General features: G+C 34.4%; 25 protein-coding genes and 1 riboswitch. Of the genes, 12 read left to right on the top strand and 13 right to left on the bottom strand.

The annotated features are described in order from the left end of the window. Positions 1-116 precede the first annotated feature (116 nt). Entirely contained in the window at positions 117-1,613 is a 1,497-nt protein-coding gene (locus A5880_RS10275) for a helix-turn-helix domain-containing protein (RefSeq protein ID WP_336577125.1), read from the top strand. Between the two features lie 86 nt (positions 1,614-1,699). Here A5880_RS10275 and A5880_RS10270 read toward each other — a convergent pair whose 3' ends face one another. From A5880_RS10270 to A5880_RS10260, 3 genes are read right to left on the bottom strand one after another with little or no spacing between them, the layout of a single operon-like run. Continuing rightward, complete coding sequence (locus A5880_RS10270; protein ID WP_086330849.1) at positions 1,700-2,218, bottom strand: transcription repressor NadR; 519 nt, start codon at positions 2,216-2,218, stop codon at positions 1,700-1,702. 19 nt (positions 2,219-2,237) lie between these two features. After that, positions 2,238-3,077 (bottom strand): chorismate mutase, encoded by an 840-nt coding sequence (locus A5880_RS10265; protein ID WP_086330848.1) that lies wholly within the window; start codon positions 3,075-3,077, stop codon positions 2,238-2,240. Positions 3,078-3,079: 2 nt separating this feature from the next. Next, on the bottom strand, positions 3,080-3,796 hold the full coding sequence (locus tag A5880_RS10260; RefSeq protein WP_086330847.1) for an NAD-dependent protein deacylase: 717 nt from the start codon (positions 3,794-3,796) through the stop codon (positions 3,080-3,082). Positions 3,797-3,991: 195 nt separating this feature from the next. Here A5880_RS10260 and A5880_RS10255 point away from each other — a divergent pair, with 195 nt between their 5' ends. The 4 genes from A5880_RS10255 to A5880_RS10240 all read left to right on the top strand — a co-directional run bounded on the left by A5880_RS10255 (position 3,992) and on the right by A5880_RS10240 (position 6,712). Next, entirely contained in the window at positions 3,992-4,291 is a 300-nt protein-coding gene (locus A5880_RS10255; RefSeq protein ID WP_086330846.1) for a hypothetical protein, read from the top strand. Positions 4,292-4,478: 187 nt separating this feature from the next. After that, positions 4,479-4,781 (top strand): hypothetical protein, encoded by a 303-nt coding sequence (locus A5880_RS10250; protein ID WP_086330845.1) that lies wholly within the window; start codon positions 4,479-4,481, stop codon positions 4,779-4,781. A gap of 475 nt (positions 4,782-5,256) precedes the next feature. Further along, the gene (locus A5880_RS10245; protein WP_086330844.1) at positions 5,257-6,249 is read left to right on the top strand and encodes an Ig-like domain-containing protein; all 993 of its coding nucleotides are present in this window, start codon (positions 5,257-5,259) and stop codon (positions 6,247-6,249) included. Between the two features lie 277 nt (positions 6,250-6,526). Then, on the top strand, positions 6,527-6,712 hold the full coding sequence (locus A5880_RS10240; protein WP_086330843.1) for an IS3 family transposase: 186 nt from the start codon (positions 6,527-6,529) through the stop codon (positions 6,710-6,712). Between the two features lie 42 nt (positions 6,713-6,754). Here the strand turns inward: A5880_RS10240 and A5880_RS10235 are convergent, their stop codons facing one another. Next, positions 6,755-8,323, bottom strand: a complete 1,569-nt coding sequence (locus tag A5880_RS10235) for an Ig-like domain-containing protein (protein ID WP_086330842.1) — start codon at positions 8,321-8,323, stop codon at positions 6,755-6,757. Positions 8,324-8,473: 150 nt separating this feature from the next. Here A5880_RS10235 and A5880_RS10230 point away from each other — a divergent pair, with 150 nt between their 5' ends. The 3 genes from A5880_RS10230 (at position 8,474) to A5880_RS10220 (ending at position 11,366) form a co-directional block, all read left to right on the top strand. Further along, positions 8,474-8,632, top strand: a complete 159-nt coding sequence (locus tag A5880_RS10230) for a hypothetical protein (RefSeq protein WP_179190432.1) — start codon at positions 8,474-8,476, stop codon at positions 8,630-8,632. Positions 8,633-8,670: 38 nt separating this feature from the next. After that, a riboswitch (Lysine riboswitch) is annotated at positions 8,671-8,842 on the top strand. A gap of 207 nt (positions 8,843-9,049) precedes the next feature. Further along, a complete protein-coding gene (locus tag A5880_RS10225) occupies positions 9,050-10,600 on the top strand; it encodes an ABC transporter permease subunit (protein ID WP_419469623.1) in 1,551 nt (516 codons plus the stop codon). Between the two features lie 25 nt (positions 10,601-10,625). Then, the gene (locus tag A5880_RS10220) at positions 10,626-11,366 is read left to right on the top strand and encodes an amino acid ABC transporter ATP-binding protein (protein ID WP_086330840.1); all 741 of its coding nucleotides are present in this window, start codon (positions 10,626-10,628) and stop codon (positions 11,364-11,366) included. 101 nt (positions 11,367-11,467) lie between these two features. Here A5880_RS10220 and A5880_RS10215 read toward each other — a convergent pair whose 3' ends face one another. Together A5880_RS10215 and A5880_RS10210 are read right to left on the bottom strand one after the other, a co-directional pair. Then, positions 11,468-12,022, bottom strand: coding sequence for an LOG family protein (locus A5880_RS10215; protein WP_179190440.1), 555 nt, complete (start codon positions 12,020-12,022; stop codon positions 11,468-11,470). A 39-nt stretch (positions 12,023-12,061) separates the two neighbouring features. Then, positions 12,062-12,700 carry a histidine phosphatase family protein gene (locus tag A5880_RS10210; RefSeq protein ID WP_086330838.1) on the bottom strand — a complete coding sequence of 213 codons (639 nt, stop codon included), beginning with the start codon at positions 12,698-12,700 and terminating at the stop codon, positions 12,062-12,064. 135 nt (positions 12,701-12,835) lie between these two features. Between A5880_RS10210 and A5880_RS10205 the strand changes: the two genes are divergently transcribed. The 4 genes from A5880_RS10205 to A5880_RS10190 all read left to right on the top strand — a co-directional run bounded on the left by A5880_RS10205 (position 12,836) and on the right by A5880_RS10190 (position 16,792). Continuing rightward, positions 12,836-13,162: a MazG nucleotide pyrophosphohydrolase domain-containing protein gene (locus tag A5880_RS10205; protein ID WP_086330837.1), complete on the top strand. Its 327-nt coding sequence runs from the start codon at positions 12,836-12,838 to the stop codon at positions 13,160-13,162. 13 nt (positions 13,163-13,175) lie between these two features. Then, positions 13,176-13,664, top strand: a complete 489-nt coding sequence (locus A5880_RS10200; protein ID WP_086330836.1) for a GNAT family N-acetyltransferase — start codon at positions 13,176-13,178, stop codon at positions 13,662-13,664. A gap of 115 nt (positions 13,665-13,779) precedes the next feature. Then, a complete protein-coding gene (brnQ, locus tag A5880_RS10195) occupies positions 13,780-15,117 on the top strand; it encodes a branched-chain amino acid transport system II carrier protein (protein WP_086330835.1) in 1,338 nt (445 codons plus the stop codon). A gap of 163 nt (positions 15,118-15,280) precedes the next feature. After that, positions 15,281-16,792, top strand: a complete 1,512-nt coding sequence (locus A5880_RS10190) for a helix-turn-helix domain-containing protein (protein WP_086330834.1) — start codon at positions 15,281-15,283, stop codon at positions 16,790-16,792. Between the two features lie 83 nt (positions 16,793-16,875). Here A5880_RS10190 and A5880_RS10185 read toward each other — a convergent pair whose 3' ends face one another. The 7 genes from A5880_RS10185 to A5880_RS10155 all read right to left on the bottom strand — a co-directional run bounded on the left by A5880_RS10185 (position 16,876) and on the right by A5880_RS10155 (position 24,321). Beyond that, positions 16,876-19,485, bottom strand: coding sequence for a YfhO family protein (locus tag A5880_RS10185; RefSeq protein WP_086330833.1), 2,610 nt, complete (start codon positions 19,483-19,485; stop codon positions 16,876-16,878). Positions 19,486-19,503: 18 nt separating this feature from the next. Then, positions 19,504-20,040, bottom strand: a complete 537-nt coding sequence (gene lepB, locus A5880_RS10180) for a signal peptidase I (RefSeq protein WP_086330832.1) — start codon at positions 20,038-20,040, stop codon at positions 19,504-19,506. 138 nt (positions 20,041-20,178) lie between these two features. Further along, positions 20,179-20,787: a signal peptidase I gene (gene lepB / locus A5880_RS10175; protein WP_086330831.1), complete on the bottom strand. Its 609-nt coding sequence runs from the start codon at positions 20,785-20,787 to the stop codon at positions 20,179-20,181. Between the two features lie 28 nt (positions 20,788-20,815). Then, the gene (locus A5880_RS10170) at positions 20,816-21,481 is read right to left on the bottom strand and encodes a hypothetical protein (protein WP_086330830.1); all 666 of its coding nucleotides are present in this window, start codon (positions 21,479-21,481) and stop codon (positions 20,816-20,818) included. Between the two features lie 23 nt (positions 21,482-21,504). Further along, a complete protein-coding gene (locus A5880_RS10165) occupies positions 21,505-22,593 on the bottom strand; it encodes a WxLIP family cell surface protein (RefSeq protein ID WP_086330829.1) in 1,089 nt (362 codons plus the stop codon). A gap of 131 nt (positions 22,594-22,724) precedes the next feature. Continuing rightward, positions 22,725-23,489 (bottom strand): WxL domain-containing protein, encoded by a 765-nt coding sequence (locus tag A5880_RS10160; protein WP_086330828.1) that lies wholly within the window; start codon positions 23,487-23,489, stop codon positions 22,725-22,727. 31 nt (positions 23,490-23,520) lie between these two features. Next, positions 23,521-24,321 (bottom strand): WxL domain-containing protein, encoded by an 801-nt coding sequence (locus tag A5880_RS10155; RefSeq protein WP_256924819.1) that lies wholly within the window; start codon positions 24,319-24,321, stop codon positions 23,521-23,523. Position 24,322 lies beyond the last annotated feature (1 nt).

Genomic DNA, 24,322 nt, shown 5'->3' with positions numbered 1-24,322 from the left:
TGAAAATCATTATTAAGTCATTTTTATAAAAAAATGTGAAAAAACAGTTGAAATAAAATTTTTTTTAATGGAATCCCCAATGATTTACATTATATTTTTAATAGGAGGTATTAAAAATGAATCTATTGTTGAAAAAAAATAATCTTTTTAAGCTAAATTTACTCAGTCAGTTTTCTAGTTGCTCGACTGTCCTTACGCAGCAGATGTTGGCAGAAACATTAAACATTGGCCATCATAAACTAAAAAAACAAATTTCTATTTTGAATGAGGACTTGTATGAATTATTTGGTGACGATGTACAAATAGTTAAGGTCATTGATGGCTACCGTTTAAAACTCCCACAAGAGTTAGATAGCATCCATTTATTAGAAACATTAAAGCTACATTATTTAAAACAAGCGACCACCTTTGACATTCTTCAATCATTACTTAGAAAAAATTATTATTCTATAGAAGAATTAGCTGGCGATCTTCACTTGACTTCGTCCTATGTATACAAACAGTTGACCCAATTAAATAAAGTTCTTGAGCCTTTAGGAATTCATTTGACTTTTACACAAGATTTTGAAGAATCAAACTTTGTTGGTGAGGAGACCGTTTTACGCTACTTTATTTTTTCTTTTTATTGGTCTTCTTATAAAACTCAAAAATTGCCTTCACAGCGTACTTCATTAAATGAGACAAAAATTACACTTGATAAACTTTCTCCGTATCTAACATCTCCTTCTAAACAGCAATATGCACGCTATTACATTGCTTATAGTATGTACCGTTCCGTTGAAAAAAAATGTGGAGTCAAATTAGACGAACAATTTACTAAACTTGTAACACTTTTACAACAAACAAATGACCTTTCAATTTATTCCGTCGAAAACTATCCTTCTGATCTAACTACTATTTTGGAGAATGAAAATTTGTTTTTTAATTTTGTTATCCGAAATTTTTTGTCTATTGATACTCCTGAAGAGCAACTTTATCTTGCTCAACAATTTATAAAAACTGAACTCCCACTTAGTAAACTTGCTCAACAATTTATTGATGCTATTTTGAATCATTGGCAACTCCATCTGTCTGATATTGATTATTATATTTTGATTTATCGGATAGTAATTACCATGCTATTTATTCGATATATAGGGATTAGTTTTTATGAAGCATTCCATTATTCTGAAAATTTTACTTTTGAAGCATTTCCAACTTCTGTTCCAAAAGAATTGTATAAAAAAATAGCAGAATTTCATGCTATGTTTAACAAAAACAATCCTCTAGCACATGAATTACTCTTTGAAAAAAAATATTTCCATATTGCCTATACCTGGATTTACTACATTATTGATTATGCAAAAAATACTCAATTAAAAATTGCCATTCATTTTTCAAAAGATACACTTTCAGAATTGTTTATCCAAAATAAAATTCGTCAAATATACAGCGAACATTCCGTAACCTTTGTTCAGCAAATGTCTGAAGCTGATATTATTATTTCGGATTTTGCTGAACCCGCCGTTGATAATAAAACTATCGTATACATGGGAAATATTTTTGAAGAAAATAATTGGTTCTCGCTATTTCAGTGCATTCAAGAAAAGTTATTCAGTAAAACATTGCTTTAATCTTTCTACTAAAAAAAGCGTGATAACTATTCAAAAACACAAAGAGGATTGACAAATTAAAAATTTTGTCAATCCTCTTTGTATTTTTATCCTTTATATAAGATATCTTTTTGTACCAATGCCTCTTTAATATGCGCATACATTTCTTCATTTTCACAACGAATCGTATGTAAATGGACTCCTGAAGTCAGCTCTGATAATAGCGAGGCTCTACTTTTTTTATACGATTGTACAAAACCTGACACTTCTTTTTCTGTGCGAATATGTAATCCACCAGTCAATTCACCATAAATAGGATGCTCCACCACAACATCTATGATTTCTCCACCTAATGAGACGATCGTCAATAACTCTTCTTCTGTTTGCTCTGGTCTGTGCTGACATGCAATTTTTCTGATAATCCCTTGCTTGTCTTCTTCCACTTCAAGCAGATAGCCCCTGGCTGTTGCAATAATTTCATAGCCTGCTGCACGTAGAAGTGCTACATCTCCCACAACTATTTGGCGACTGACCTTGAACTCTTTTGCAAAACGACTAGCGCTGATCGGCTTTTCTGCTGATTCTAATTGGAATAAAATCGCTTCTCGCCTTTTTACACCATCCATTCAATTTCCTCCTGTTACTTTAATCCATTTGCTTTTGCTGAAACTCTTTTGACGCATCCATAATTCCTTGGTAGGTTGCTTTTATTGCTTCATTATACGTATCATTTTTAACATAAGACTCAATTTTAGCTAATACTTCAACTTCTCTTGATGTGTCTAAAATTGGTTGATCAGTTGTTTTCTTAATTGCTGCAATTGCTGTTACAACGTCCATTCTTTCTTCTAATAAAGACACGATTTTTTTATCCAACTCATTAATTTTATCTCGTTGTACAGTAAGCGGTGAGCGTTTTTCATCCAATTCGATTTCTTTAATAAGTTTCGCAGGATTCCCGCCAATCACGCAATTGTCAGGAAATGATTTTGTTACCACAGCACCTGCTGCAACAACCACATTATTCCCCAACGTTACACCAGGAGTAATCACAACACCGCCGCCTAGCCAAACATTGTTCCCTAACGTTATCGGTTTTCCATATTCTAACCCACTGTTTCTCTTCACAGGATGCAATGGATGTGTCGCTGTATAAAGTTGAGCGTTGGGACCAAACATGCAGTTATCACCAATTGTAATCGGACAAATATCCAAGAATATACTGTTAAAATTCGCATAAAAATTCTTTCCCACATGAATATTAAAGCCATAATCAAAGCTGATTGATGGTTCAATATAACTACCTGTTCCCGTTGTACCAAAGGTCTCTTCTACCAATTGGCGACGAATGAGTTGATCTTCTTCTCGATTGATTAATTTCATTTGTTCTCTAGCGAATTTTCTTGCTGTTACTAATTCTGGATCAGCAGCAAAGTAAAGTTCACCATCGATCATTTTTTGTCGTTCTGATTTTATTTCTTCCATAATTAAGGCTCCTTTATCACAATATTTTCAAAGACCTTCGTTGCATCTTCTTTAACAAAATAAGCATCTCTAATTAATTGAATCGGTGTTTGGTTAATGACTAAGACACTTGCCGTATCTGCTGCGTAATGAATCAGATCGCAAAATGGGTGTACTTGAAAACTCGTTCCTACAATGACAACCAGATCTGCTTTAGAAATAGCCTCGATTGAGGTAGCAATCGCTTGCTCATCTAATCCTTCTTCGTACAAAACAATATTGGGACGAATTTGCCCTCCACATTGTTTATGTTTATCAGAATTTAAATAAACACTCGCTGAAACCTTCTGTCCACACATTCTACAATAACAATCGTATAAATTCCCATGAAAATTGACTAAATGCTGCGTGTTTGCAGCTGCATGAAGCCCGTCTATATTTTGAGAAATAACCCACAACTCTTTTACTTTCTCTAATTCTGTTATTTTTTCATGGATGATGTTTGGTTTAGCATTAGGATGATACAACGTTTGTACAAATGAATACAATTTTTCTGGCTCTTCCACTAAACAAGTTCGGCTCAATAAATATTCTGGGCGCTCCATCCCTTGATAAACGCCTGATAATGAACGATAATCAGGAACACCAGAAGCGGTTGAAATGCCTGCGCCTGTTAAAAAGACGATTTTCTTTGCTTGTTTTATTAAGTCTACTCCATTTTGTTCATCAATGGTTTGCATAAAGTCATCTCCTAATAATTTTATTATAGCCTAAATAGGAGTCGGAGAGAAAACTTATTGAGCACAAAGTTGAAATTCTATCTACAAAAACCATGTGAAGAGCTTCTAAAAATGGATGGTTTTTCACTGTCTTTTCATGACAAACAAAAGAGAACGTGATAGAATACTTAATGTATAAAAGTGAGGTGAAACTTCGTGGTAGCATTTATTATTTATTGGGCAGCTATTTTAGTCTGCATCGCTTGGGGCGTATTAAGTTTATGGTTTTCGATCTATTATCTTTCACGTAAAGAAAATGGAAACCTATGGGCGTTTGCATTCTTTAATGTTCTTGCAGCTATTGTTTTAGCAATTGTTCTAGTTATTTACAAAACATGGGATTTTGGTATCTTAACGTATTCAAGTCTGATTTACACAATCTTAGCTTCATACGGTGTCTTAACCGTTTTACAAGCAATTTTAGGCCGCGAACCAAAAGAAGCTGTCAAAGCTTAATTGTATCCATTAGATAGGAAAAACACTGAAAAGAAATTCTTTTCGGTGTTTTTTATGTTATTGAAAAACCATTTATTGATTATGTATTTCGAACATTGTTCATGATAAAATAAAAATGTAGAGAAGTCGTGACGTTGGCTAGTTCTATGAGCAATAAACCAATTTTATTTTAAAATGAGGTATAAAGGTGGATACTAATATTAAAGAAGAATTGTCAAAAATTAAATATCATCAAAAACTATTGCTTATGATTACTCTTAAAGAAAATAAAGAAGATACATTATTTTTTCAAGGGATCATAGACTTTGATTTAAGTGAAAAACAAGTCAAAGAAATTATGACTGTTGTACAAGATGGGACAGTTGAAAAGCTGAAAAAATATCTTTTAAAAGAGAATATAAATTTCGATATTCGTGCATTATTAAAATCTATGATTAGTCAATCTATATTACTAGAGAATTCTAAAAAACTATTACACGATCTTACTTAGCTATGTACAAAAGTTTAGGAAAATAGTTCTTTTCAACACTAAAACAAATCCAATTTTGATGTGTCTGTAGTGAGCCAAAAAGTCGGACTTTTCGGAGTAGAAAAATCTACTCCGTTTTTTATTGTGCTGAAATTGATTATTAAGTTGTTTGTTGTAATGATTTTCGAAATTGGGTAGGACTTTTCTAGTTCGATTTCTGTTTTATACACTCCTTATTATAATAATAAATATACTCATCGATCACTCCTTATATTTCTTTTTTTTACCTAAAAAACCATAGTTCATCAAAGAGAAATCCAATCATTCTCTATTCCTCCTCGCCTTCACCCCACAAAAAACATAAATAAAAATAAGATATAATATAAATATTTTTTATATAAAATATTGCTATTTATTTCAAACTGTATTATACTTCATTTACCTACTATTCTATGAATAATAGATAAACCTCACAAAAAGAAAGGAAGCGTTAATTTTGAAGAAATTTAAATTAGGTTTTATTGGTATGGCATTATTGGGTACATCTCTTATTGGTTTGTCCCCTACATCACATGCAGTGGAGAAGGCTAAAGCTCCTGCTGCAAAAGAAGTGGTGGTAACTCCAAATGAAGTTGCTCCTGAAGATATCGTTGTTGAGCACACTCAAGTAGAAGTAAATGTTGGTGAATCTATCGCTCTTAAAGCTTCTGTTTTACCTGAAAATGCAACGAACAAACAATTATACTGGGATACAACAGACGAAGGAATTGTCACAGTAGATGCTAATGGCAAAATCACGGGCGTTAATGCTGGTGAAACAGTGATTGACGTAACAACTGCTGATGGAAAAATCACAAAACAGATCTTTGTAACTGTAAACGAAGTTGCTCCTGAAGAAATTAAAGTTGAAAAAGAACAAGTTGAGCTAACTGTTGGCGAGTCAATGACACTTAATGCCTCTGTTTTACCTGAAAATGCGACAGATAAAGAATTGTTCTGGATTCCAATGGACGAGTCAATTGCTACTGTGGATGATAATGGCAAAATCACAGGCGTAAATCCTGGTAAAACAGAAATTTTGGTTCTATCTGTGACTAACTTTGGTGACATCGAAAAAACGATTACTGTTACGGTAAATAAACAAAAACCCGCAAATCTAACGTTTTCACAAGAAAATGGTTTATACTTTTCTAAACAAGATATCAGAGGAACCTCTGAAGTAGCTCCGAATGCCAATAAAAAAGCAACAGTTCTTTTGCATTTAAGCCAACCAACTGATCTATACGATTTAAAAATCGGTGAAGTAGACTTTGCTGGTGGTACTGGTGTGTATAATGTTCAACCAATTACACTGGATCGTCCAATGACTAAAACGTTATACGCTGTTAGTACAACTAGAATATTAGATAACAGCAAACTGATTATCATGTATGTGGATAAGAAAGATCCTACAATCGTAAAAGATTACTTTGTTGTTAATAATATTTAAACGCTTTAACGAGGAAGTCCTGTCTCAAAAAAACGAGAGATGGAGATGAATATGTTTAGCACTGAGAACCAAGTAGTTCCTTTGCACCATTAATTCGTATCCCATTATGTTTCTCAGTAATTTCAGCTTGTTCTCGTCGTTTATTCGTATTTTAAGGGGCTGAGATCTAACTTTTAGAGTATGATATAACCCCAAAAAATTGTACGTGAAAAATACAATTTTTTGGGGTTATTTTTTATGCATTATTATGAAGTAAAATTCAAATTAAAGATAGTAAATGGACAATTTCTTTGGTCTAATGACACAAGAAATAGATTACGGTCGTAGCTTTTCTAGCTTTGAGGAATTAAAACAAGGCGTTACAAAGTATATTGATTATTACAAGCACCATCGGACAAAAGTAAAATTGACTGGTATGAGCCCGGTTCAATACCGGATTCATACCAGCCAAATAGCTGGTTAATCTACTAAAACTTTTAGGACGCACATCACTTCGCCCTACTCTTTATAATCCACTAACAATGAAATAATCTTTTACGATTGTAGGATTTTTCTTATCTACATACATGATAATCATCTTGCTGTTCGTTATTTTTTTAGTGGCATTAACCGTATATAGCGACTTAGTCATTGGTTGGTTTAACGCTACTGGCTGAACATTATATACACCAGTACCACCAAAAAAATCTAACTCGGCAATTTTCAAATCATACAAACGATTTGGTTTATTTAAATGAAGAACAATGTTTACATTTCCAATACTATTCGCGTTTGTCCCAATGGTTTCTTTAATATCTTGTTTAGAAAAATATACCCCAGTTTTTTTAGGGAAGGTCAGATTTGCTCGTTGTAATGGCTCTTCTTTTTCTTTAATTTCAGCTGTGATATATTTTTCTATTTTTCCATCATAAGATAAAATCAACAGTTCTGTTGAACCCGGAGCTAGACCTGTAATGTTCCCATCATCATCAACAGTCGCAATGTCTTCGTCCATCGAAATCCAATATAACTCTTTACGTACTGCTTCTTCAGGTAAAACAGAAGCTTTAAGAGTCATAGTTTCCCCTACAGCCAGCTCTACTTTTTCTTTTTCAACAACTATTTCTTTGGGTTCTATCTCTTTCGTCACAGTGACAATAATATATTTAACAACCTTTTTATTGTCAGCTAGTACATCAATTACAGTTGTCCCTTCACCTGTCCCTGTGATTGTTCCATCTTGATCAACAACAGCGATTTGTTCAGCTGTTGTATCCCAAAATAATTGTTTATTTGTTGCATTTTCTGGCATAACTGTTGCGTTTATTTTTACAGATTCGCCAATAGCCAACTCTACTACTTCCTTATCTACTTGTATATCAGTCACTTCATTAAAAGAGTTAGATGATTCTCCAATGTGTTTTGAAATAAACTCAAGATGTTCTGAATTGAGCTTTACTCCATTATTATGAACTGTACTACCAGAAGTGTGCACAGCAATTATTTCATTTTGCTCATTAAAAACTGGCGATCCAGATTGACCACCCTTAGTATCAAAATCGTATTTGATGATGTTTTCGTTTTGTCCTATAATTTGTCCTTTACTTTCCCACATCGTCCCCCAAGGCTTATCTCCTGGATACCCCATAGTGGAAACTGCATTTCCTAAAGTTACTTCATTTGTCAAACTCAGACGATTCTGTTTCACAAGATCACCGATACTCTTGCCATTACTTTGTTCAAGGGTAATCACTGCGATATCATGATTAGAATCCGTATGGCTTAGGTATTTTTGATGGATATTGATTTCTTTAATTTTAAACTTTCCAAATGGAAGAGTAGCACCATTTCTTCCAGGAATAACGTAATTTGTATCAGCCGTTGGATTATCTTTAATTTTATTAACTACATGCGCTGCGGTTAAAACAGTATCTTTCCCTATTACTGAGCCTGAGCCAAGTCCTCCATTGGCAGCGATAAATACAGTGCTTTGGTATGGCGAAAGCGTTGTATCTGTCACCTGAATACGATCATCGGTACCAATAATCGAACGATTTTCAATCCCCCATGCTTGTTGCGATTGAGAAGGGACCATTGTAAGGGAACCTCCTAATAAAAAAATACCAATTAAACCTAAATAAAACTTTTTCAAACTTATTCATTCCTTCCGTTCATGCTTTCTAACTATTATTCATAAAATACTAGCAAATTGAATTGTAGTATAATTTAGAATGAATTACAATAAATGGAAAAAGTATATTCTTTAGATAAATTTTTAAAAAATGAAATGGCCCCTCATTTTACCGTTAATTATCCAAAAAATAACATACTAAATGAAAATGGACTTGAAAAAGTGCTAAATTTAAAAAAGCAAAATATTGACTTTTTTGATCAAATCACGTAAAATTAGCACTTGAATTTAATAATTAAATAAGTACCTCAAATTGAGGTAGAGGTTGCGGTTTTTATTACGCTTGTGGAGTGAGAGGACACATTGAAGCAAGTCTAGGAACAATCGCCGAAATACATAACAGCCTCCCTGGTATGTGTTGGGACGTAAGTGAATAGCTTGCGGACTGTCTTAGTAGTGATGCTAAGTTGCGCTATGTTTTTGTTGAGAGTACCTGACGATAATAGGCAACTATGCATTTTTGCATAGTTGCTTTTTTACGTAAAGAAAAGGACATTTCGGTTCGTGAAACAAGATTATTTTTCAAAAACTCTTTAAACTAAATTATAGTAGAACTATTTCAGTGCTCTAGAAGAAAGGAAGAAAAACATGAACAAAAAAACATTTTCACTTGGTTTATTATTTACAGTCATGCTTAGCATGTTTTACGTACCACAATTTAGCCAAGCAGAAGGAGCTGGCACAAATGATGAATTTCGTGTCGGGATGGAAGCTGGATATGCACCATTTAACTGGTCGCAAAAAACAGATGCAAATGGTGCTGTACCAATTCAAGGAAATTCTTCTTATGCAGGAGGATATGATGTTCAGATCGCTAAAAAAATTGCGGATGGACTAAATAAAAAATTAGTTATTGTGCAAACAAAGTGGGACGGGTTAGCTCCTGCGTTACAATCAGGAAAAATCGATGCAATCATTGCTGGTATGAGCCCAACTGCTGAACGCCGTAAAGAAATCGACTTTACGAATCCTTACTATGAATCACAATTAGTCGTCGTGGTTCAAAAAAAGGGGACATTTGCAGAGGCTAAAAACTTAAAGGATTTATCTGGCGCAAAAATCACTGCACAGCTAAATACCTTCCATTATAGTGTGATTGATCAAATTCCAGATGTGAATAAGCAGCAAGCAATGGATAATTTTTCTGCTATGAGAACTGCCTTAGCATCCGGCATGATTGACGGATATGTCAGCGAACGTCCTGAAGGGGTAACTGCGACAAGTGTGAACAAAGACTTAAAAATGCTAGAATTCTCTAAAGAGGACGGCTTCCAAACAAATGCAGAAGATGTTCAAATTGCTGTCGGTATGCGCAAAGGAGATACTGAAATCAGCAAAGTGAATCAAATTTTATCAGAGATTTCTTCAAACGAACGAACAAAAATTATGGATCAGGCGGTTAAAGATCAGCCAGCTGCTGAAACAAGTGACAGTGAAAAATCAGGTGTTCTAGCTGATTTCAAAAATATTTGGGATCAATACGGCAGCATGTTCTTACGTGGTGCAGGTTTAACTTTATTTATCGCACTGATAGGAACAGTAGTTGGTACAACATTAGGTTTATTAATTGGCGTTGTTCGGACGATTCCTGAATCTGAAAGCAAAGCAACTCGTGTTTTCCAAAAAATTGGCAATGGTTTACTTTCAATCTATATTGAAGTATTCCGCGGTACACCAATGATGGTACAAGCAATGGTTATCTTTTATGGTTTAGCCTTAGCTTTTGGGATCTCTTTAGATCGGACTGTTGCTGCGTTGTTTATTGTTTCTATTAATACAGGTGCTTATATGTCTGAAATCGTGCGTGGTGGAATTTTCGCTGTTGATCGTGGACAATTTGAAGCAGCCCAAGCAATTGGAATGACTCATGGGCAAACGATGCGTAAAGTTGTAGTACCTCAAGTACTGCGTAATATTTTACCTGCTACAGGAAATGAGTTTGTCATCAATATCAAAGATACAGCTGTTTTGAGTGTTATTGGCGTAGCTGATTTATTCTTCCAAGGAAATGCCGCATCAGGCGCGAACTTCCAATTTTTCCAAACATTTACAATCGTTGGAATCATGTACTTGATTATGACGTATGCAATTACTCGTGTTTTACGTGTTGTAGAGAAAAAAATGGATGGCCCTTCTGCTTATGTGAAACTAGAAGAAACGGATAATCTAAAAGAAAGCTAAGTTTTAAAAACAGGAGGATATAATAATGAACCAAATTATTGAAGTCGAACATCTAAGAAAAAGCTTCGGTGAAAATGAAGTCTTAAAAGATATCAATGTGACGGTAAACAAAGGTGAAGTTGTAACGATCATCGGTTCTTCTGGTTCGGGTAAATCAACCTTTTTACGTTGCATCAATTTGCTAGAAAAACCAACTGGCGGCAAAATCATTTATAATGGTGAGAATGTGCTGGAACGTGGCTATAACTTACCAAAATACCGTACACATTTAGGCATGGTTTTCCAATCATTTAATTTATTTAATAACATGAATGTCTTAGAAAATTGTACGTCTGGACAAATCACTGTCTTGAAACGAGGCAAAGAAGAAGCCAGCAAAATTGCTCTGGAAAACCTTGTAAAAGTTGGAATGGAGCGGTTTGTTGATGCAAAACCTGCGCAACTTTCAGGTGGACAGAAACAACGTGTCGCAATTGCTCGCGCATTGTCAATGAATCCTGATGTGATGCTTTTTGATGAACCAACTTCTGCACTTGATCCTGAAATGGTTGGCGAAGTTTTAAAAACAATGAAAGACCTTGCTCAGACCGGATTAACCATGATTATTGTGACACATGAGATGGAATTTGCCAAAGAAGTTTCAGACCGTGTAATCTTCATGGATAAAGGCGTAATCGCTGAAGAAGGAACAGCAGATGATATCTTTGTTCATCCAAAAGAAGAACGAACAAAAGAATTCTTGCACCGTATTTTATCCAAAGCATAATCAAACCTGTTTGAAACAGCATTTTTTAGTCACGACTACACAGCAAAAGCCTTTAATTCCTTATTTCTCGGAGTTAAAGGCTTTTTTATATCTTCTGTTGATTAGTTATATTGTCTGATTGTCGGCGGTGTGAACGTATCTATAAATTCTTTTATCTCCTCTAGCGAATCAGAGAAGAAAATCTTTTCTCGATCTTCTTTTGTTAAAAAGCCGTCTGTAACCATCTTATCAAAAAAATCGGCTAATAAATTATAATACCCATCTACATTGAAAAATACACACGGATTTTGATGCTCTCCTATACGTCCCCAAGAAACCACTTCTGAAATTTCTTCCAGTGTCCCAGGACCGCCTGGTAACGCCAAATAGCAATCTGCTAAATCAATCATTTTTCGTTTCCGTTCATGCATATCATTTACAATATACATTTTAATGCCTTCATATGCCAGCTCACGATCCAATAAAAATTTCGGCATCACACCAATTACTTTTCTACCATTCTCAATAACCGTATCTGCTAGAATACCCATCAATCCAACATTGCCACCACCATAAACTAAATCATAGCCATTGGCACTCAGCCATTGTCCTAGTTCTTTGGTTTTTTCCTGATAAATTGCCTTGTTCCCTACGCTTGCCCCACAATAAACTGCCATTTTCTTCAAAAAATCTCCACCTATACATTCGTTTTTCTTTTATGCTTCTTCATTCTGAGATTGATAAGAAATATCATTAAATGTTTTTAACATATAATTATCAGAATTCGCCGTTTTTTCTACAATCGTAATACTCGTATTAGCTAATGGGCCACCTTCTCGCCAGTTGGCCTTTTCTTTTCCAATCAACGAATTGATCAACGTAATTAGCAAAACACCATGCGCTACAACCAATACTTTCCCCTTTGGATAGGCTTGGCTAAGTTTTTCGATCGTTTCAGTGGAGCGTGTAACTAAGGAATCAATCGTTTCACCCCCAAAAGCTGTAGGGTCATATAAATCTGGCCGATGACGTAAATAATCCGTTTGCTCATCTGTATGATCAATTTCTGTACCTTCTCTTTTACCAAATCTGAGTTCCCTTAAATGATCATAATACTGAATCGTCAAACCATCTAAAAAGTTATTTTCTTTCAGAATATAATTTGCGGTATCCATAGCTCGTTTTTGGGTACTAACAGCGACTGTATCAAACGAAACATCCGAAAGATAACGTCCAGCTTGAATAGCTTGTTCAATCCCTACAGGCAATAGTGGAGAATCAATTTCTCCACCTTGAAATCGTAAACTTAAATTCAACTCTGTTTTTCCATGTCTAACAAAATAAAATGTGGTCATCTAGTCCATTCCTCCATTTTTCAAAGTATCTCTACACTTATTTATGATACTACAAATAAGGAAACTTTTCTCTCACTCTATTTTTCCTTTTTTCCTTTGATATGCTACCATAGTAAGATAGACAGGAGGGATGGCGTGGAACTTACACATTATCAACAATGGATCAGCGATTTTTATAAAAAAAGAGGTTGGTATGCACTTAACCCATTTATCCGTGTAGGCTTTTTAGCTGAAGAAACTGGTGAGGTCGCTCGAGCCGTACGTGCTTTAGAAATTGGGCGGGATCGCCCTGATGAAAAAGTTCAAGAAAAAGAAGCATTGATTCAGGAGTTAACAGAAGAATTAGGTGATGTTTTAGATAACGTTTTTATTCTTGCAGATACTTACGATATTCGTTTTGAAGATATTTTAACATCCCATAAAGCAAAATTAGAAGAACGTTTTAAAGATACATCACGATGAAAGAAGGTTTACCATGGAAAATAAGCTAACCATTCGACTTGTTGAAGAAAAAGATTATCCTATGTTACTTGAAATTGAGAATAGCATTTGGACATATGAGAATTCTCCTGTCGTTCATTATTATGCCTCTGTAGATGAGTACAAAGAAAAAACGACTGGACATCTTATTTTTGTAGCTGCTGATGACGAGAATGTACATGGTTTTATTGATGTGCATCATCCAACTCCTTTACTTTCACATAAAAAAAACTGGATGTTCGGCATTGGTGTTCATTCAAATAGCCAATCTTTAGGAATTGGGCACAAATTATTGGATTACTTAAAAGAAGCAGCATCTCGTGAAGGCATCCATAAAATTTCGCTACGTGTTATGGGATCAAATACTCATGCTATTCGATTTTATCGGAAAAATGATTTTGTTCAAGAGGCACTATTCAAAGATGAATTTTTTATCGATGGTCGTTTTTACGATGACTATCAATTTGCTTATTTTACTGATTAATCTCAGCCTATTTTAATATTTGACCATAACTTCACACACTTTTTCTAAATATGCTTGCTGTGACTGCCTCATTCTGGTATTTTTAGTAAGTACAAAATTAGAGGAGTGTTTAATTGTGACAAAAAAATTATCATGGCGTGATTACCTTTATGTAGGGTCTATGCTATTTGGCTTATTTTTTGGAGCTGGGAATTTGATTTTCCCTGTTCATATGGGGCAAGTTGCTGGCGCAAATATCTTTTTAGCAAATCTTGGCTTTTTGATTACTGGAATTGGACTGCCTTTTTTAGGAGTAATTGCCATTGGTATTTCTAAAAGCAACGGTGTCTTTGATTTAGCGACGCGTGTGAATCGCCGTTATGCTGTTGTTTTTACCGTCTTACTTTATTTAACGATTGGTCCATTCTTTGCCTTGCCTCGTTTGGCAACAACATCTTTTGAAATTGGAATGGTGCCATTTATTCCCGAAGATCAACATAAGTTATTTTTAGCTATTTTTTCAGCATTATTCTTTTTGATCGCTTGGGCGTTTTCTCGTAAACCATCCAAGTTGCTAGATTATGTAGGAAAATTTTTAAATCCATTATTTTTATTCTTATTAGCAATTCTGATTCTCTTTGCATTCTTTCGTCCATTAGGAACCATATCTTCGGCTCCAATTGGTAGTGATTACGTGGATAATCCTTTCTTTAAAGGGTTCACTGAAGGATATAACACGTTAGATGCATTAGCTTCATTAGCGTTCGGTATCATTATCGTCTCTACCATTAAGGGGATGGGCGTGGAAAAACCAAATGATATTGCAAAAGATACCATAAAATCTGGTGCAATAAGTATTGTCTTGATGGGCATCATTTATACGTTGTTGTCTTATATGGGTACTATGAGCTTAGGTGGCTTTCCACTAAGTGAGAACGGCGGCGTGGCTTTAGCTCAAATCGCTAATCATTATCTAGGTAATTTAGGAAGTATTTTGCTTGCTTTTATTGTTATTCTAGCTTGTTTAAAAACAGCAATCGGCTTGATTACAGCTTGCTCTGAAACCTTTAGTGAACTTTTTCCAAAAGGTTCTTATCCTTTTTATATCGCAGTAGCTAGCATTTTGCCTTGCTTGTTTGCAAATGTTGGATTAACAAATATCATTCAATTCTCGATTCCTGTATTGATGTTTCTTTATCCTTTAGCAATGACCTTAATGATTTTAGTGATTATCAGCCCCTTGTTCCAGCATCGAAAAAAAGTATACCAGATGACTACTTATGTCACATTAGTTGCCGCCCTACTTGACGCATTCAATAGTGCACCAGCATTTATTCAATCAAATTTTGTTGTTGCAACTATTTTAGACCTAGCGAAAAATTATTTACCTTTATTCTCAATTGGAATGGGTTGGGTTATTCCTGCTTTGGTTGGTTTTTTCGTTGGGTTGATTTGGTCCAAAATGGTTGATTAGTACTAATTGATTTACTAAACACTAAGGTTTGTAAGGCAAAACTATTTTTAGTTTTCTCTTGCAACCTTTTTTTATTGATTTTTCTGCTGGTTGTTGCTGTTTAGTGCATTAACTGGCAAGTATTTAGTAAATACAGTAAAATAAGCGTAAGGAAGTGATTCGTATGTTGTATGAGGAATTAATGATGGATTCAGGAATGCTGACTAAATTCAAGATTTTCAAGCGAATTATTCGAGTGAATCAATCAAATATATCTATTAATCGATTATCTGAAGAGTTATCATTAACGTATCAGCAAACATCCATTGTATGCACAGAGCTGAATAATGATCTAGCTAAAATTTTATCGAACCATCCATCGATTTTACATAAAGCTGGAAAGGTTGATAGCAGTAAATTACTTGTAACGATTGATGAATATCGTTACTTTCTATTACAAAAATCTATTCCCTTCCAGTATATTCTTTATTTTTTAAACCATGATTCACCAAACATAGACGACTTTTGTCAACGTTATTTTGTCAGCCGTTCGACCGTTTCTAGAAAGATGCTTCCGTTAAAAAAGCACGTAAAACGCTTTGATTTACGATTTACCTATACAGAGGCAAATCTCGTTGGTGATGAACGTTCTGTTCGAGTGGCTCTTTTCGATGCACTTTGGCTAGGTACACGTGGGACTATTTGGCCTTTTAAAAGCGTTACTATAGAGGAAGCCGAAAAAATCACAGCAGCATTCGCTGAATATTTTCCTTTATCAAGAACGTATCTTGGAACGAAGGAATTAACTTATTTTGCAGCAATCTTTCTTTGCCGTACGCGAAAAAAAATGTATGTTGACTATGATAATCATTATAACTTTTTGATGGACAATAATCCTTATTATGATTTTGAACGTTTAAATAAAGAATTGGGTCCTCGGGCATTACCGGCCAAATACAGCAAGTCAGAAAGTAGCTTTATCTTTTTTTTAGCTCACTATGCGCCTTTTTATACACTAGACGATGATCCTTCATTGCGTCAAACATTGCATGATTTTTCTACACGTCCTAATCCAGTTTACACATTCGTACAAGAATTTTTGGACTATGCGAAATCAACAATTTTAGATAAAGAACCTGAACTTTTAGACAAACCGATAATTATCGGTAATCTGATTAATATTACTTTCACTTTCTATGTATTAGGCAAGCCTTTTCCAAATTTACAATTATTAGTTGAAACACCTCAAAAAATGAGTAAAACAGAGCAATTTCTTGAACAAAAACTGCAACATTTTTTTGATGAAAAAGCGATTGAAAAAGACTATAAATTTATTTACACAATAAAGAAACCTTTTATTAGTGCCTTTAAAAGTGTTTTAATGCCTGTTTACGATCAGCCAAAGCATTCTGAGCATTTAAAAGTTGGTGTCGCTTTTGAGCATAATTTTACATTGGTAAGAATGATTTATCAGTTTTTAAATGATTTAGGTTTTATAGATGCTACGCCTTATCAAGAAAATTTGAATGATCACTACGATTTAGTTATCAGTTCCTCTTTGCTTCCGAGAAAAAAATACCCAGAATTACCCTTGTATTTTTGGGATTTATCTTATGGAAGTAAAGATTTAGCGGATTTATACAAAACACTGCAACAGTTGTTTGAGAAAAAGAATATGGTTCAGGACGAGCAATAGTCACGATGTTCTAACACATGACAAACAACTAAAAAGTGAGACGAGCGCTTTTATTGAAGTTGCGTTCGTCTCACTTTTTATTCTTATGGGTTTATATCAGGTGTTTTTTTAGTAAGCCAATAAATGAAAAAACTAAAGCTTAATAAGCATAACACAGATAAAATCAAGCCAAACGTAAATCCTTCAGGTAAAAAGACAAATTCTATGGTGTGCTCCCCAGCTGGGATCGGCAACGTTAACAAGGCTTCTTTAAATGTTGGAATTTCTACAGCTTTGCCGTCAATATAGGCTTTCCACCCTCGATCGTAAGGAATCGTTGTTAAAAGAACTTGTTCTTCTTTTAGCTGTACTTTACCAAAAGCTTTGCGACCAGAAACAGCTAAATCAATCCCTTTTGCTTTTACTGCTTGATAAGATGTTTTAAATTTATTGATATCCATTAATGCTAATTCAGGCGGCACAATTTCAACAGCACCCTCTTTTTTTAAATCAGAAAATATGGTTTTAAAGCGAACTGTTTTTGCTTCATCATAGTATCCAAGAGAATAAAATTGTCCTGTCTCTTGAACACTACTCTTTCTTTTTTCACCATTTACTTCAACAGTCACATTTGCTATTCCGAACTTGGAAAAATTAGTTGTATATAGATTAAAATACGCTTGCGTATGCGCTGGAATGTCTGCTTCCCATTCAATCTCAAGCGGCTCCCCCTGCTTTTTAGGCTGATAACTTTCAATCACGGTCGCATTGATTTTTTTGCTATGTTCCTGCACATTTTTTGTTTTTATTTTATTCACCGGTGAAAATGAGAAGAAGTCTTCTTTCGTGTTTGCAAGATGATTGAATAATGTCGCTTGCGACTCTGCCACACCTTCTTGATAGATGCTATCCGTTGTCAAAACGCCTAAAGGTAACGAGTAGTCATTTTCATATAGTGTAAATTCACCACGTTTCTCTACTTCGTGAAATCCAAATTTATTCACTTTTTGCTTAGATAAATTGTATTTCATCCCAACAAGTGAATCCATCAGTAATGTATTATTATCATAACGAATATTCAGATTGGTTCCTATAGAACGATAGCCTAAGGCATTTAAATAATAAGAAGAATGACGATTTCTTATGGAAGAAAACATTGATATACCGCTATACCCATAGTTAAAACTGTCATTTGCAGAAACCCTGTCCAAATTTTCTAAACGATAAAAACCTGTATTTTCTTTCTTCGTTTGATCAACTAAATATTCAATGTCTGGATGGGGATCTGCATAGTATTTTCTTGCTGGATAATGCCATTCTTTGGCGATTCCCTTAGTCAGTTCAATACTGTTTATGACAAATTCACTGCAAACAAATAAAAAGAGCAAACTAACAACTATTTTCTTGTTTTTTTGAATAAAATAAAAAAAGACAAGATAGCTACTCAAAAAAATTAAACTAAAAATAAAGGACCAGCTACTTAAATAAGCATAATCTCCTCTATCTGCAATGAGTTTAACTACAACAAAGGTCGTAAGTAAACCAAAAATAATCGTTGTTAATTGATCAAAGTTCTCTGTTTCATATTTTTCCAATCCGTATCCGGCAACCAGCAACACTAAAAAAGAAAACAAAAAACTGTAGCGAAATAAAAACATATTTGGTGCATGCATTCCTTGCCAGAATAAATTTAACGGTTCAAAATAGAAACTTCCTATTAAGAGAAGAAACAAGAAACCATGAAACCATTTTTCTTTCCGTTCAATTTTCGGTGTTACAAAATAATATACACAAAAAATCAACGCAAATAAGCCGACAAAAATATACGGAGTTGAACCAAATTTTGTACTATCATAGACACCAATCATATTTTTTAAAATCAAATCAAGTGGTCCTGTCGCCTCTGTTTTTATTCGAGCAATAGGCGATAACGCTTCTCCGTTATTCTTTAAATCGAATATCGTAGGTAAGATTATCACCATGGATGACCCGCCAGCCAACAAAGACGTAAACAAATACATAGGAATTTTGGATACATACCGTTTTCGATCTAAACATATTCTTCCAAAAAAATAGAAAAACGAAAATAAGCCGACAATAAATCCCATGTAAAAATTTGAAATAAACAACAAGAAATAACTTATAAATAATAGTATCGGCTTTCGTTTATCCATTAATCGATGGATACCTAAAATAATCAAAGGTAAATAGATTAAGGCATCGATCCACATTAAAATCTCCGAATAAGCAATCACAAATGACATCAATGCATAAGAAATGCTTAAGCTAAGTTGTTGCCATTTAGCAATTTTAAACGTGTGAATCGATAGAACCCAAAAGGAAAGTCCTAAACAACCGATTTTTATTAATGTAAGATAATACAAATATTCTGGCATTTGTACATTGTTAAAAAAGAAAACCAAGGGTGTAAACAGTCCCCCTAAATAATACGAGATAAACGTCCAATAATTTAACCCCATTGAACCAAACCACGTATAAAAGAGATTCCCTTCTCCTTTTAATAAATTGTTAAAACTTGCATGAAAATTAGCATATTGCGAAAATGCATCACTCGCAAGTATTGTATGGTTTTCACTGCCAGGATAGATACCGATATACGCATAAACGCCTACCATAATCCCTAATGGTAAGAAAAAACTAAGTATTCCCCAAAATCCATATGTTTTAAAAAAATGATATACTTTGTTCTTCATAGTAGCCTCTCTTTATTCTTAGTGAACAAACCCAATTTTATTTAGTGGATAGTAACGGAAATCAACTACACCTTCAATCTGATCGCTTTGTACAAGCCCAATCGTTCTACTATCTTTTGAATTCCCACGATTATCCCCCAGAACAAAGTAACTTTTTGATGGAATTGTTTTCAATTTTTCAAATTTAATTTTCGCCTCTTTAGTTAGTACTCGTACAACAGTTGTACTATCTTTTATGAGTGTATCCGAACGTTCAACGAAACTTGGTTGAGTAATCATCAGTTGGTCTCCTTTAACCTTTAATTGATCTCCTGGCAAGCCTATTACTCTTTTAACGTATAATGTACTCGCCTCATTTTCAGGTAAAAAAGTGACTATATCAAATCGCTGAATCGTTTTTGTTTTACGCACCAATACTCTATCCCGATCAGAAAATGTGGGCTGCATGGAATGTCCATCTATGATATGGGTCTTCGTAAAAAATAGAAAAAAAAGAGCGACCATGAAAAATAAACTGAACAAGCAATGTTCAAAAATAATTGTCCATTGCTTCATCCTTTTTTTCCTTGCTAACTGTTTTCGTTGTTTAGGCGTTAGCTTCTTCTTCGGCCGCTTTCTTTTTGTAGACTGAACGGATAATGATTTATGTTTTTCTGTTCTAAATAGTCTCACCTCTTTACTACTTTTCTACGATTAAAAGTTAGTCATCTCATGTAATGGAAATAACCGCATCTTTACAACGCCTATAATATCTTCTTGATCAATAAAACCGTAATAACGACTATCTGATACATAAGGACGATTATCTCCTAAAACAAAATATTTCCCTTGTGGAATACGTGACACATTTGTTTTAGCTAATTTCCTCATTGTAAAATCTTCCGTAAATAGATATTCTTCTTGTTTTGCTCGGTACACTTTTTCAGTCAAGTATCGTTCAACTTTTTCTTGTCCATTTACGAATAATTGATCATTTTTATAGGTAATTTCTTCCCCAGGCAATCCAATTACACGACGGATACTTTTTTCTTTCGGTTTGTTAGGCACGTTCAAATAAACAAGCGAAAATCGCTCAATATCGCCAAATTTATAAACGACTAAGCGATCTTTATTTTCTAATATGCCGCTCATGCCGTAACCTTGAACGATCGGGAAAGCAAACAAGAAAAAAGCACCCAACGTAAAAAATAGACTTGAAATAAACATGCTGAGTAAAAGTTCGAGCCGTAACTGTCTCCATTTCTTTTGACGAAATGAGCGTACTTTTCGTTTTCGACGTTTTCTTGCTTTTTTCTTTTCCATTGACCATCTGCTCCCGCTTTAAGCCTGGTTATTTTTTCTGATTAAGTGCTTTTTCATCTACATCAAAATAATCAAATACTTTTTTCTGATTTGTTTTTGTTTTTTGGATATCCTTTTTATAACTCTCCATAATTTCTTGACGTCTAAGCGTATCTACAGATTGATTACTCAAGTTTAACCCAAGCTCTTTCATCGCTGAATATAAGCGATTCAACAGCATCTGCCCTTGTTGTGAGAGGCGACCATCCGCACTTCTAGCACCATAGCTTGATAAACGCGCTGATAAATCATAGAGATTTTTTTGGGTTCGCACTGCATTTTCTTCATCATCCACTTTACCAAGTTGTTGTTCAATCGTATGAATCAAGTAATACCCTTGAACAATAGCATCTGAATCTTTCTTACCTAAATTGGTTGCTTGGTAATAACGACTATAAAACGCACCGCTTATAAAAAGAACACCACTGAGTAGAAAAATAACCCCTAATTTTATTTGTTTCTTTTTCTGAGCTTCTAATTTCTTTCTTTTTCTGATAAGCTTTTTTCTTTTCCGCTTATTCTTTACTCGTTTGCTTTTAATTGTGTTTATATTTTTCTTTGTTACTAGTGAAAATATAAGATAGGCAATTGAGAAAATAAGGCTTAAGATAGCCAAAGAGAATAAAACGATAAAAAACCAATCCAGTATTTCCATATTGCCTACCCCCTAGGAATCGTTTATTTCTTTGTTTTCTTTTTCTTAGTTGCTTTTCGTTTTAATTGTTTTTTCTTCTGTTTCTTTTTGCTCACTAGTCGAATAATGACAAAGACAACAATAATAACAAGTAAAATCCCTCCGACAATCAGAAGAATCAATACCCAATTTATTCCTCGATCTTGCACCAAGCTTAAATCTTGATCGTTAAATTTATCTGCTTCTTCGTTGGTTATTTTGAATGATTGATCCCAAGCCCATTTCCCACCAGCTACTGTTGTTACAAGGACTTTCGCTTGATAGTCTCCAGGAGTCATTTTTTCGCCATTCATAGAAATTGGAAATTCAATCATTGAATTAGGTGCCATGCGCATATTCGACTTTTTGGTTTCATATAAGACTTCTGATGAACCTTTTTTTGTGATTTGAGCATCTACAGTCATCTTCTCTGTATAAACAGGTTGAACGTTAGAGAAATTAACGAAAATAGCATTTCGGAAATTTTGCAGTTCTGGATATACCTTGTTTAATTTCAAGTCTGGTTGAATTTCTTTTGTGTCAGATTCGCTTAGTAGCATACCTACTAAATAGGCAAATTTATTAACAACCATTCCAGTGTCTGTTTGTTTTTTGACCTCACCGTCGATTTGCTGCAATTGAATCCCGCCTGAGATATATCCTTCAAACGTAGATTCCGGCATAGTGATGTTGAAATCAACTAAGATATGGCCTTTTGCTGGTATTTTTACTTCTTCGGGTGCTTTTACAATATCGGTAAACTCATATTTTAAAGACGCATCCTTTTTGATTTGACTTGGTCCATATTCGATGACACCATTACTATTTGTTTTTGCGCTATTTAATTTCACACTTATTTTTATTTCTTCATCGGAAGAATTATTCATCTTCATTTGGACCGTTTGCTTTTGTCCTGGTTTCATAAGCAAATCAAAATATGTAACCTCTTTATTATGTTGGTTTTCAGGCTGAATTACTTCAAATGAAAATCCTCCTGTATCTGGTTTTGTTTCATCCGCATAGCTATTCATTGGAAAGATAAAACAAATTATGTATAAAAAGCTGAAAAAGCCACTTATTATCTTTTTTTTCATTAAAAAAAACCTCTTTCTTGCTATCTCAAGTGATAAATTAGTACACTTTTACTTAATTTATGTAGCGTTCTTTAAATAAATAGCAGGAAACTGGATGATCCAGTTTCCAGCTATTAAATTATGCAAATGAACTAGTTTGCATCTGTAATTGACCAAGTGATTTCTGCTTCGTATTCACCTGTTTTTAGTACGTTTGTTCCTGGAATGTTTAATGTGATAGAATCATATGAATCAGGATTTGCAACTGTTGCATCTTTATCACCAAACATTAATTCAAATACACCGTAACCTTTTCCTTCTTGTTTGTTCGATAAAACTGTTTCTTTTTGGTTAAGAGCTAAGTTAAATGTTGGTTTTAATGCACCTTCAACTGTTGTATCTGGTTTTGTTGTTGCGTTTGTTCCAGTGATTAAAGAAACATTTTTATAATCAATTGTTGCGCCGTCTAATACACGTGTACCGTTAGTGAATTGTTTTGTCATTTCAGCTGATACAGTGTGGTAGTTCGTATCAACATCTGCACGAACATCTTGGAAACGGATAAAGTGAGGCATTACTGCGTCAGTTCCATCTGTTGTTGTTGTTTTAAATGCTTTAGCATCGTAAGTTTTATCAGAGTCATTAGCAACAATTGCTTTTGAATCAAAATCTAAATCAGTAACAGAAACGATTTTTAATGGGTTTGCTTCTGTATTTTGAGTTGGTTCTGTTAATTCAGGACCAGTAGATTCGCCTGGTGGTAAGTTTGTTGGGTTAGTTGTATCATCTTGTGTGAATGTGATTTTTCCTTTTCCAATAACGTCTCCAGGTGCTGCTTTTGTTGCTGATGGTAATGCCAATCCTACGCCCATGGCAGCCATTAAAGCTGCTCCAGCTAATTTGTAAGAATTTTTCATTTGTGTTTCCTCCTAATATGTGTGTTTTCATTTATGGTAGCTCGGATAAAATCCAAGTTATCACCGTTTGATAGTTGACCGGATCTTTTTTCGTTGCTCCAGGTATTGACAACGTTAGTGCTTCATTTTGATAGATTGGTTTATTTTCAAAGGCAGGGTCTAACATTGGTTTGCCGTGTGTGTCCATTTTAGGTGACAAAGTATCTTTACGTCCTTTGTCATTTTCAATAGAAGCACCAAAGTTAATTGACCATGTTCCTTGACCTTTCCCCTGACTAGCTTCAGCCAGATTATAAGTTTCACCAATATTATTAATACGGATGACATCTTTCGATACAATTGGTGCTTCCATTTCAGAACGAGTGGAATTTGCCCAAGATTGATCTAAAGAAATGACTGCCCCGTTTAATTCTTTATTTGTTGTTGTATCATTACGGAATTGTGTTTCTTGCCTTACTTGTAGTATCCACCCAGAGCCTGTTCCTCTATAATCAGAAATTTGAATAAAATTCCCGCGAGCGCCAGTTTTGTCGTGGAAAAGTTGGGCATTTCCATAATATTTTTCATCTTTGTCCGAAATTTTGTTTGAACCAAAATTAAACTGCGGAACAAAATCGATTCGTAAATCTCCCGATGTCTTCGGACTATCCCCTGGATTTAGTATTGTCTCAGGATGTTCTGGATCTCTAACTTCTTGAGCGTATTCTCCTTCAAAGTTAATCGTTCCATTTCCTGAAACATTGGACTCTCCAATAGCAGTTGGCGCAAAAGCAAATGCACTTATTGAGAAGATAGCTAAACTGAGCAGAATCTGATAATTTATTTTTTTCACC

Origin of the sequence: Enterococcus sp. 4G2_DIV0659 (assembly GCF_002140715.2) — a bacterium.
GTDB lineage: Bacteria > Bacillota > Bacilli > Lactobacillales > Enterococcaceae > Enterococcus_L > Enterococcus_L mansonii.
The sequence above is the reverse complement of the archived record's forward strand: the minus strand, read 5'-3'. Positions and strand labels throughout refer to the sequence as shown.

What these genes read in the sequence shown, in the direction of transcription:
- A5880_RS10265 (WP_086330848.1), bottom strand. Translation starts at nt 3,077, where the DNA reads ATGGAAGAAATAAAATCAGAACGACAAAAAATGATCGATGGTGAACTT.
- A5880_RS10210 (WP_086330838.1), bottom strand. Translation starts at nt 12,700, where the DNA reads ATGACCACATTTTATTTTGTTAGACATGGAAAAACAGAGTTGAATTTA.
- A5880_RS10235 (WP_086330842.1), bottom strand. Translation starts at nt 8,323, where the DNA reads ATGGTCCCTTCTCAATCGCAACAAGCATGGGGGATTGAAAATCGTTCG.
- A5880_RS10215 (WP_179190440.1), bottom strand. Translation starts at nt 12,022, where the DNA reads ATGGCAGTTTATTGTGGGGCAAGCGTAGGGAACAAGGCAATTTATCAG.
- A5880_RS10270 (WP_086330849.1), bottom strand. Translation starts at nt 2,218, where the DNA reads ATGGATGGTGTAAAAAGGCGAGAAGCGATTTTATTCCAATTAGAATCA.
- A5880_RS10275 (WP_336577125.1), top strand. Translation starts at nt 117, where the DNA reads ATGAATCTATTGTTGAAAAAAAATAATCTTTTTAAGCTAAATTTACTC.
- A5880_RS10230 (WP_179190432.1), top strand. Translation starts at nt 8,474, where the DNA reads ATGGAAAAAGTATATTCTTTAGATAAATTTTTAAAAAATGAAATGGCC.
- A5880_RS10220 (WP_086330840.1), top strand. Translation starts at nt 10,626, where the DNA reads ATGAACCAAATTATTGAAGTCGAACATCTAAGAAAAAGCTTCGGTGAA.
- A5880_RS10160 (WP_086330828.1), bottom strand. Translation starts at nt 23,489, where the DNA reads ATGAAAAATTCTTACAAATTAGCTGGAGCAGCTTTAATGGCTGCCATG.
- A5880_RS10200 (WP_086330836.1), top strand. Translation starts at nt 13,176, where the DNA reads ATGGAAAATAAGCTAACCATTCGACTTGTTGAAGAAAAAGATTATCCT.
- A5880_RS10185 (WP_086330833.1), bottom strand. Translation starts at nt 19,485, where the DNA reads ATGAAGAACAAAGTATATCATTTTTTTAAAACATATGGATTTTGGGGA.
- A5880_RS10225 (WP_419469623.1), top strand. Translation starts at nt 9,050, where the DNA reads ATGCTTAGCATGTTTTACGTACCACAATTTAGCCAAGCAGAAGGAGCT.
- A5880_RS10170 (WP_086330830.1), bottom strand. Translation starts at nt 21,481, where the DNA reads ATGGAAATACTGGATTGGTTTTTTATCGTTTTATTCTCTTTGGCTATC.
- A5880_RS10190 (WP_086330834.1), top strand. Translation starts at nt 15,281, where the DNA reads ATGTTGTATGAGGAATTAATGATGGATTCAGGAATGCTGACTAAATTC.
- lepB (WP_086330832.1), bottom strand. Translation starts at nt 20,040, where the DNA reads ATGAAGCAATGGACAATTATTTTTGAACATTGCTTGTTCAGTTTATTT.
- lepB (WP_086330831.1), bottom strand. Translation starts at nt 20,787, where the DNA reads ATGGAAAAGAAAAAAGCAAGAAAACGTCGAAAACGAAAAGTACGCTCA.
- A5880_RS10260 (WP_086330847.1), bottom strand. Translation starts at nt 3,796, where the DNA reads ATGCAAACCATTGATGAACAAAATGGAGTAGACTTAATAAAACAAGCA.
- A5880_RS10240 (WP_086330843.1), top strand. Translation starts at nt 6,527, where the DNA reads ATGGACAATTTCTTTGGTCTAATGACACAAGAAATAGATTACGGTCGT.
- A5880_RS10165 (WP_086330829.1), bottom strand. Translation starts at nt 22,593, where the DNA reads ATGAAAAAAAAGATAATAAGTGGCTTTTTCAGCTTTTTATACATAATT.